Source organism: Variovorax sp. KBW07 (assembly GCF_003852515.1).
In the GTDB taxonomy this organism is placed as follows: Bacteria; Pseudomonadota; Gammaproteobacteria; order Burkholderiales; family Burkholderiaceae_C; genus Variovorax.
Genome location: NZ_QAJK01000058.1, coordinates 90636 through 97106, shown reverse-complemented (window position 1 = coordinate 97106; position 6471 = coordinate 90636). Strand labels below are relative to the sequence as shown.

The 6471-nt window shown below is 67.4% G+C and carries 7 protein-coding genes; 1 reads left to right on the top strand and 6 read right to left on the bottom strand.

Features of this window, described 5'->3' with window-relative positions; genetic code table 11:
• Positions 1 to 165: 165 nt before the first annotated feature.
• On the top strand, positions 166 to 969 hold the full coding sequence (locus DBV14_RS13690; protein WP_124459715.1) for an ABC transporter permease: 804 nt from the start codon (positions 166 to 168) through the stop codon (positions 967 to 969).
• Positions 970 to 988: 19 nt separating this feature from the next.
• Here DBV14_RS13690 and DBV14_RS13685 read toward each other — a convergent pair whose 3' ends face one another.
• The 6 genes from DBV14_RS13685 to DBV14_RS13660 form a co-directional block, all read right to left on the bottom strand.
• Positions 989 to 1651, bottom strand: coding sequence for an SIMPL domain-containing protein (locus tag DBV14_RS13685; RefSeq protein WP_124459714.1), 663 nt, complete (start codon positions 1649 to 1651; stop codon positions 989 to 991).
• A 15-nt stretch (positions 1652 to 1666) separates the two neighbouring features.
• The gene (locus DBV14_RS13680; RefSeq protein WP_124459713.1) at positions 1667 to 3295 is read right to left on the bottom strand and encodes a peptide chain release factor 3; all 1629 of its coding nucleotides are present in this window, start codon (positions 3293 to 3295) and stop codon (positions 1667 to 1669) included.
• An 88-nt stretch (positions 3296 to 3383) separates the two neighbouring features.
• Positions 3384 to 3992 (bottom strand): GNAT family N-acetyltransferase, encoded by a 609-nt coding sequence (locus tag DBV14_RS13675; protein WP_124459712.1) that lies wholly within the window; start codon positions 3990 to 3992, stop codon positions 3384 to 3386.
• Positions 3989 to 5059 (bottom strand): alpha/beta fold hydrolase, encoded by a 1071-nt coding sequence (locus DBV14_RS13670; protein ID WP_124459711.1) that lies wholly within the window; start codon positions 5057 to 5059, stop codon positions 3989 to 3991. The genes DBV14_RS13675 and DBV14_RS13670 overlap by 4 nt, the downstream gene beginning before the upstream one ends.
• Complete coding sequence (locus DBV14_RS13665; protein ID WP_124459710.1) at positions 5056 to 5511, bottom strand: hypothetical protein; 456 nt, start codon at positions 5509 to 5511, stop codon at positions 5056 to 5058. The genes DBV14_RS13670 and DBV14_RS13665 overlap by 4 nt, the downstream gene beginning before the upstream one ends.
• A 16-nt stretch (positions 5512 to 5527) precedes the next feature.
• Complete coding sequence (locus tag DBV14_RS13660) at positions 5528 to 6457, bottom strand: alpha/beta fold hydrolase (RefSeq protein WP_124459709.1); 930 nt, start codon at positions 6455 to 6457, stop codon at positions 5528 to 5530.
• Positions 6458 to 6471: the final 14 nt, after the last annotated feature.

Below are 6471 nucleotides of genomic sequence, written 5' to 3'. Positions count from 1 at the left end.
CAGCGCTGCCAGTTGCGGCAGGTGCGGTAGTTGTCGGCGTTGATGTCGCGGATGGCGAAGGCGGTGGTGGTGTCAGTCGCACGCGCCCCGGACAACTGCGCCCCGAAGAACAGCAGCGCCAAAACACAAGCAATTCGCAGCACAACCAGCGCAGGAACCACTGACATGGGCGCACTGCCTCTCTTCTTCCGCCTGGTAGGCGCATCCATCGGCGGCCAGGCGCGATATCCGGCTTCGGCCCTGATGCTGACCCTGGGCCAGTTCCTGGGCAACGGCATCGAGGTGATAGCCATCTGGGCGCTGTTCCATCGCTTCGGTGACGTGCAGGGCTGGGGCATCGGCGAAGTCGCGCTGTTCTACGGACTGGTGAACTGCATGTTCGCCATCGCCGACGCATTGGGCCGCGGCTTCGACGTGCTCGGTACCGAATTCTTGCGCACCGGCGCCTTCGACCGCCTGCTGCTGCGCCCACGTCCGCTTGCGCTGCAGCTCATGGGGCACGACTTCCGCATCAGCCGCGCCGGCCGGCTGCTGCAGGGCCTGGGCGTTCTGGTCTTCGCCACGTACCACGCGGGCATCGCATGGACGCCGACAGCGGTTGCCGTCGCGCTGTTCGCCCTCGCCGGCGGTATCGCGCTGTTCCTCGGCATCCTGGTGTTGCAGGGCACGCTGGCCTTCTGGACCGTCGAGAGCCTGGAGATTGCCAACGTGCTCACCTATGGTGGCGTGCAGGCCGCGCAGTATCCGCTGGCGCTGTATGCGCGCTGGTTCCGCTGCGTGCTCACCTTCGGCGTGCCGCTGGCGTGCGTGGCCTATTACCCGGCTTTGACGATTCTTGGAAAGCCCGACCCGTTGGGCGCGCCCGAATGGGTGGGCATGGTGTCGCCGCTCGCGGGCTTCGTGTTCCTGGCCGCTTCTTTCGGCGTGTGGCGGCTGGGGTTGCGGCGCTACGCGTCGACGGGCAGTTGAGCCACCACCGTCGTCGGCGTCAGCCGATCAGGAAGCGGACCCGGTAGCGAAGCGTGCGCTTGCGCGTGGCGCCGCCCAGCTCTTCGAACTCATCGGCTGCACCGCCACCCGGCGACATCGACGCAGCAGCGGCGAAGCCCCAGGTGTGGTCGCCATACGCGCCCGAGTTTTCTGCTTGCGAGCCCAGTTCTTCGATCTGCGCGACAGCGCCCAGCGTGGCGCCGGCTTCCCGGGCGATGGCCTGGGCCTTGGCTCGCGCCTGTTGCACGGCCGCCACCTGAGCCGCGGCTTCCGCGCCTTCCGGCGCTTCGAAGCGGGGCTGTTGCATATCGACGGCCAGCGTGTAGCGGGCGTTCTCGAACAGCGGCTGCAGCGCATCGAGCGCCAGGTACAGGCGACGCGTTTCGCGGCAGCTGACCAGCACGCGGTGCGAGGCTTCCTGCCCGACGCTGTTGCGCTTGCGGAACCACGGTTGCCACGCTTCGCGCCCGCCTTCGCTGATTTCTTCGGGCGTCAAACCTGCATCCTTCAGCGTGCGGATCGTGGCGTTGCGCAGGCTGGTGGCCTCCGACATCGCCACCTCGGCCTTCGACGCCTTGACGGTCAGCGTCAGCGCCGCCCGTTGCTCGAACACCGTTTCGATCAACTGGCCTTCGCCAGACACCTGGATGTAGGTTTCCATGTTTTTTGCGTCTCTTTATCCCGCGCTCTGCAGCGCCAGCCCCGCGTGCTCGCGCAGCGGATGGAAGTGGATCTTCGGAAAGCGCTCCTGCGCCAGCCGCACGTCGTACGGCGAAGTGCACAAAAAGGCCAGCGTGTCGGCCGCGTCCTTGGCCATGCGCACCGGGTACGCGTTGACGAACTCGCGCAGCTCGGCCGGGGTGTCGGCCGTGATCCAGCGCGCGCCCGTGTACTGGCAGCCTTCGAGCCGCACGTCGGCGTCGTACTCGGCCTTCAGGCGGTGCTGCACCACTTCGAACTGCAACTGGCCGACGGCGCCCAGCAGCATCGGGCCGCCGACTTCGGGGCGGAACACCTGGATGGCGCCTTCTTCGCCCAGTTGGGCCAGGCCCTGCTGCAGCTGCTTGGTGCGCAGCGGGTTCTTCAAAATCACCGTCATGAACAGCTCGGGTGCGAAAAAGGGCAACCCGGTGAACTGCAGGCTCGCGCCGTCAGTGATGGTGTCGCCCAGCTGCACGCCGCCGTGGGTGGTAAAGCCCACGATGTCGCCCGCATAAGCCTCTTCGACCGCTTCCCGGCGCTGGCTCATGAAGGTCACGACGCTGGTGGGGCGCAGTTCTTTCGACGTGCGCTGCACCTTCAGCTTCATGCCCGGTGTGTACTTGCCCGAGGCCATGCGCACGAAGGCGATGCGGTCGCGGTGGTTGGCGTCCATGTTGGCCTGCACCTTGAAGACCACGCCCGCGAAGTCCTTGTCCTCGGGCTGGATCTCCTTCACCACGGGCTGGCGGTTGACCATCGTGGTGCTGGTGCGCGACTGCGGCGAAGGTGCCAGGTCGACCAGTGCGTCGAGCACTTCCATCACGCCGAAGTTGTTCACGCCCGAGCCAAAGAACACCGGCGTCTGCTTGCCGGCCAGGAAGGCTTCGCGGTCCCAGGTGGGGGAGGCGCCCGTGGCCAGCTCCATGCTGTCCATGGCGGCTTCGAAATCGGCGCCGAAGCGCTTGGTCAGCGTGTCGCGTTCGCTCAGCGCGATGGTCTCGAAGTCGTGCGGCAGCCGCTCGCTGCCCGACTCGAACACCGTCATCGTCTGAGTGCGCAGGTTCATGATCCCGCGGAAGGTCTTGCCCTGGCCCACGGGCCAGGTCATGGGCACGCAGGGCATGCCGAGCTCGCGCTCCACTTCGTCGAGGATGTCCAGCGGCTCGCGCACTTCGCGGTCCATCTTGTTGACGAAGGTGATGATGGGCGTGTCGCGCTGGCGGCAGACCTCGATCAGCCGGCGCGTCTGCGCTTCCACGCCGTTGGCCGCGTCGATCACCATCAGCGCCGAGTCGACGGCCGTGAGCACGCGGTAGGTGTCTTCCGAGAAGTCCTTGTGGCCGGGCGTGTCGAGCAGGTTGATGACGTGGTCGCGGTACAGCATCTGCATGACCGACGAGGCCACCGAAATGCCGCGCTGCTTTTCGATTTCCATCCAGTCGGAGGTGGCGTGGCGCGAGGCCTTGCGCGCCTTCACCGAGCCGGCAATCTGGATCGCGCCGGAGAAAAGCAGCAGCTTTTCGGTCAGCGTGGTCTTGCCGGCGTCAGGGTGGGAAATGATCGCGAAGGTGCGACGGCGGCGGGTTTCTGAGACAAAAGACAAGGTGGGCAATCTGGCGGGGGAATGCCGCGATTTTAGAAGGCCGCCCGCAACGAGTCGTTCCCGCCCCGTTCCCGGCTCTCCCGAGGCCCTAAAACGCCTCCGTCATCCCGTACGCCCGCATCTGCGCCTCGAAGCGGGCCACGTCGTGGCTGAGCACCACCAGATCGTGCGTCACGCCTTGCCGGTCTTTCACGTGCCGGGCCAGCAGCGCCTCGGGGCGGAAGCCCAGGGCCTGGAAGACGGCGATGGCGCCGCGCTGGTCGACGGTCATGCGGGCGACGAGTTTTTCCGCGCCGCGTTCGATGGCCAGTGCGCAGACCTCCCGCGCGAGCCGGTGGCCCAGGCCGCTGCCGCGCAGCTCGGGGGCGGCCAGCACGCGCAGCTCGGCCACGTGGCTGGACCACGAGTGCGGATCGCGAATCACGGCCGCGCAGGCGAGCACCGCATCGCCGCGCACGGCCAGCAGGCTGTCGATGTCGCCGCGTTCGATGGCGCGCACCCAGGCGCCCATCACCTTGGGCTGCGTGATGTCGCGCGGCAAGAAGAGCAGGTCGTGCGCGGGCAGCGCCTGCGCAAAGGCCAGCACGGCGGGGGCGTCGTCCGCGGCCATCAGGCGCAGGACGATGTTGCCTTCGCTGGTGGTCACGGTGCGCGGATAGGTGCGCGAGAAAGAGTCGGAAACCGCGGTGATGGTCATGTCGATCGCACTCCAAGCCATTCGTCGAGTTTGGGCCACAGCCTGCGCACCGCATTGGCGCCCGCGGCCAGGCTGACGTGGCCGCCCTTGAGCACGATCTCTTCCTTGTCGGCGGAGCCGATGTTGGCAACGAGCGGCTGGCCGGCCTCGTACGGCACGATGTGGTCGTGCTGCGCCAGCGCATGCAGCACCGGCACCTTGATGTTCTTCAGCAGCACCTTGCGGCCACCAAGAACCAGTTCGTTCTTGAAGAGCTTGTTGTCCCACATGAGCTCTTTCACGGTCTGGCGGAAGTACTCGCCGGCCAGCGGCAGCATCTCGGCGCCCCAGCGGTCGAACATGCGATACGACTTGACGAATTCGTCGTTGGCCATGTTGTCCCACAGCTGCACCATGCCGGCGCCGCGGCCCGCAGGGCGCAGCATGTCGAAGGAGGCGAACAGCATTTCGGGCGGCACGTTGCCCACGGTGTCGATCAGCCGGTCGACGTCGAAATAGCGCCGGTCGGACCACGCATGGAAGAGCTTCATGCGGCTGAAGTCGATGGGTGTGGTGAAGAGCGCGAGGTTCTTTATCGGCCCGTCGGGGTGCAGCGCCGCGTAGAGCGTCGAGAGCACGCCGCCCATGCAGTAGCCGACGAGCGTGACGTCTTCCTCGCCCGAGCGCTCTTGCACGCGCCGCACCGAATCGGAAATGAAGTCGAGCACGTAGTCGTCGATGCGCAGGTGCTTTTCCTGCGGGCGCGGCGCGTTCCAGTCCATCATGTAGACGTCGTAGCCCTGCAGCAGCAGGTGCTCGACCATGCTCTGGCCCGGCGCGAGGTCGAGGATGTAGCCGCGGTTGGTGGTCGCCATGACGATCAGCAGCGGCACGCGGTAGATCTCGTCGACCAGCGGGCGGTAGTGGTACAGGCTGAGCGTGCCGCGGCGGTGGATTTCGTCCCTGGCCGTCTGCCCCATGGCGGGCGCGGCCGAGGTCAGGAAGTCGAGGCCCTTGATGTTGCGCTGGATCGCGCGCTCGATTTCGGCGCCGATGTCGGGCAGGGCGAGATCGGCGGGAGAAATCATCTGGTGCGCTTTCCGGCGGGGCGCTTCGGCGCAGGGGCTGCGGCCGCTTTTGCTGGCGTGGCGGAGCGTGTCGCGCCGGGTGGTTGTTTCGTCCGGCGAGGTGCGAGAGGTGCAACAGGTGCCCCGGCCATCGCACTGGCCGCCGGGCTGCCGCGCCCGCCGCCTTCCATCGCGCGGCTGATGTTCGCCAGGTGGTCGTCGATGCGCTGCAACTGCTCGCCCAGCGCCTGGATGTCGGCGCGCGTCGGCAGGTTCAGCAGCGTGAGGTAGCGCGCCATCAGGTCGCCGAGCGCCTTCTGTGCCGTCAGCGAGGCGTTCATGCCGCCATGCATGCCCTGGCGGAACGGGTCCGAGGCCATGGTCTCGTTGGCGAACTCGTTGGTGCTTTTCTCCCACTGGGCTGTGAGCTCGCGCCACATGGCCATCGGGTCGAGGGGCGAAGACTGGGGCATGAAAAAAACCTCGTCGTCAGTGATCGCGGTGCTGTGCCGCGTGCGCGGTGTGCGCCGCAATGGCGCCGACGATCTGCGGCCACATCGGGATCGGCAGCGCGTGGCCCATGCGCGGAATGCGCAGCAGCTGCGCGTCCGGAATGGCATCGGCCACGTCGACACCGCAGGCCACGGGCACCAGCGGGTCGACATCGCCATGGATCACCAGCGTGGGCACGCGCACGTCGCGCAGCGCTGGCTTGCGGTTGCCCGACGCGAAGATGGCGGCCAGTTGGCGCGCCACGCCGCCGGGGTTGAGCCCGCGCAGGAAGGTGAGCTGCGCGCGCTCGGCATCGCGTGCCTCGTCCAGCGGAAAGGCATCGGGCCCGCGCAGCACGCGCCACACCTTGGCGTGGTGCGGCAGGTAGGCCTCGAAGGTGGTGGGCGAGGGCGAGAACAGCACCGCCATCGCCTCGGGCGTGGGTGGCGGCAGGCCGGGGCTGCCGGTGGTCGACATGATGCTGGTGAACGAGTGCATCCGCTGCGGATGGTGAATGGCCAGCTCCTGCCCGATGGCACCGCCCATCGAGGCGCCGACGATGTGCGCGCGCTCGATCTTCAGTGCGTCGAGCAGGCCGATGCAGTCGTTGGCCATGTCGCGCAGCGTGTAGGGCGCCTGCAGCGGCTTGCCCGCCATGGCCTGCAGCATCAGCGCCTGGATGTCGGGCACGCCGAGCTGCGGCAGGTAGGTCGAGTGGCCGATGTCTCGGTTGTCGAAGCGAATGACGCGATACCCGCCCGCTTCGGCCAGGCGGGCGCAGAACGCGTCGTCCCACGCCACCATCTGGGCGCCCAGGCCCATGATCAACAGGAGCGGCGGTGCGCTTGGGTCGCCGAAGCTGTCCCACGCGATTTCGATGCCGTTGGCGCGCGTGCGGTGTTCGATGTTGTGCGGGACTGCGGTCATGGCACTGCTGGCTT

Excerpts from the sequence above, each read along its gene's own strand:
- DBV14_RS13690 (WP_124459715.1), top strand. The coding sequence starts at position 166 with ATGGGCGCACTGCCTCTCTTCTTCCGCCTGGTAGGCGCATCCATCGGC.
- DBV14_RS13685 (WP_124459714.1), bottom strand. The coding sequence starts at position 1,651 with ATGGAAACCTACATCCAGGTGTCTGGCGAAGGCCAGTTGATCGAAACG.
- DBV14_RS13675 (WP_124459712.1), bottom strand. The coding sequence starts at position 3,992 with ATGACCATCACCGCGGTTTCCGACTCTTTCTCGCGCACCTATCCGCGC.
- DBV14_RS13670 (WP_124459711.1), bottom strand. The coding sequence starts at position 5,059 with ATGATTTCTCCCGCCGATCTCGCCCTGCCCGACATCGGCGCCGAAATC.
- DBV14_RS13665 (WP_124459710.1), bottom strand. The coding sequence starts at position 5,511 with ATGCCCCAGTCTTCGCCCCTCGACCCGATGGCCATGTGGCGCGAGCTC.
- DBV14_RS13660 (WP_124459709.1), bottom strand. The coding sequence starts at position 6,457 with ATGACCGCAGTCCCGCACAACATCGAACACCGCACGCGCGCCAACGGC.